We start from the raw sequence: 1699 nt of genomic DNA, 5'->3' as shown, positions 1-1699 counted from the left end.
AGTAAAGGATGTAAGTGTTAGCTGCAACTAGTGCTCTTGCCGCATCAGAATTATTATTGGGTTCAGTGAGATTAATGGTGTATGTTGTGTCGGTAGCTGAGAATGTTGGCTTGTCTGCTAACGTTAATTCAGTATCACTGTTAACTGCCAATATCATGTAAGGATAGTTAATATCGCCGTTTTTAATCAGCATTAACATGCCAGGTGACACTAGTGGATTATTGCTATTCCATTTCGTGCCTGTGCCTTTGACGATAGAAGAGCCTGACACGGTTGTAATTGTGCCTGTGTTATATATCATTGAGGGCGCCCTTAATCGTATTCAGCAGTGTCAATATAAACTATTCGGCTATGAATGCCTGTGAATCTCTCTGAGAGAACCTCATTGTAATTAAAATCTTCACCTTCATAGCGATAGCCTATTTCAGTTGTGCTACCGTTCTTGTACGCATAGGGTATATAGAAAACGTATATCGGTAAAAATATATTGCTCCCTTCAGGATTATAAGGATTAACTAAAAAAAAACCATATCCCGCTACCGTATCTAACACAGCGACACTCCCTTTAATTTTTTCTTTATATCTTCTTATATGCCAATATTTTTTATCATTACTTATGTTTTGCAAAGAACCCTTAACATTTAGTGTCTTACTTTTTGTATGTACAATACATTTCCCATTCTCATCCCAAAAACTGACACCCCATTGTCCAATAGGCGGTTGTTGTTCTTCATTCGTAAAAAGATAATATCTTGCCAACTTTTTTTGCTGGTCGTATTGAAAGAAACGCAAACTCAATATGCCATCTGGCAAGCCTGGCAAATCTTTTACATCATTGACTATGGATTTAAGGCAAAGCGGAGTACTTTGTGGGAGAATCCATGGGGTTCCATCTGGGGCGGTCAATAAAGCGCCGAACATTAATTTCTCCTATAAAATACTAAGATCTGTTTTTCAGTCGAAGAAGGTATACCCCATGAAGAAGGATAACCTATCACTTCATTATTGTTGATTTTGATATCAAATGTATTTTTTGTCTCCAGATTGGATATGATATCTCCTCCTCCGTCTATTATCGTATAATCGAGTTTATAGCCTGACGGCAAATCATAATGGTAGCTAAAATTGGTTTGATTTTTCTTGACTGTTATTATTCCTGCCGTTAAAAACGGAATAACGCCGGAATTATTTATTCGTCCTGCTCCATCCCATGTACGAAAACCCCACATCAAAAAACCCCCGTTATTTTACCAATTTGCACTCTTAAGCGTCCCTGATTATCAGCTATACTAATTGTGGTATTGGTTTGCTTCATCTTCCCTTGTTTATCAGAGCCAATATTCTCCATTTGACCATTTTGCATATTCCAATAAAATCCAGATCGCCCTGGAATGTAATTTTTAGAACGAATCTCCATACCGACTACTACACTTTCAATGGTTGCCTTACTTATTAACGCATCATTAATAAAAGTTTGCCCATTCTGAATACTAAACATAGGAACTTTTTCCCCATTAACCGGATTGTAAATAATGAAAGTCTGCGCACTAAAGCCTATCTGTGTACTAACTTTACCGTTTTTAAGCTCAGCCCCAATCACCATGCCAGCGTCATAATCCACACCGTCATAGTGAATCTTGACTAACGATGTCCAAGTTGCAGAAGCCTCACCCTTTTTCATGTCGTACTTAGCTTGTAG

Annotated in this window: 3 protein-coding genes and 1 pseudogene; all 4 read right to left on the bottom strand. The window is 37.8% G+C overall.

Annotated elements, in window-relative coordinates; translation table 11 throughout:
• Positions 1 to 301, bottom strand: a pseudogene (locus tag H1X92_RS00165) (hypothetical protein); the annotation flags it as partial.
• Between the two features lie 11 nt (positions 302 to 312).
• Positions 313 to 921 carry a hypothetical protein gene (locus tag H1X92_RS00160; protein ID WP_180558311.1) on the bottom strand — a complete coding sequence of 203 codons (609 nt, stop codon included), beginning with the start codon at positions 919 to 921 and terminating at the stop codon, positions 313 to 315.
• Positions 921 to 1229 (bottom strand): hypothetical protein, encoded by a 309-nt coding sequence (locus H1X92_RS00155; protein ID WP_180558310.1) that lies wholly within the window; start codon positions 1227 to 1229, stop codon positions 921 to 923. The genes H1X92_RS00160 and H1X92_RS00155 overlap by 1 nt, the downstream gene beginning before the upstream one ends.
• Positions 1229 to 1699 (bottom strand): phage tail tip fiber protein (locus H1X92_RS00150; protein WP_180558309.1); only part of this gene is annotated, 471 nt, incomplete at its 5' end. The genes H1X92_RS00155 and H1X92_RS00150, both read right to left, overlap by 1 nt.

The sequence above is a fragment of the Arsenophonus endosymbiont of Apis mellifera genome (assembly GCF_903968575.1).
Classification (GTDB): Bacteria; Pseudomonadota; Gammaproteobacteria; order Enterobacterales; family Enterobacteriaceae; genus Arsenophonus; species Arsenophonus apicola.
Note: the sequence above shows the minus strand (reverse complement) of the source record. Positions and strands in the feature narration are given on the sequence as shown.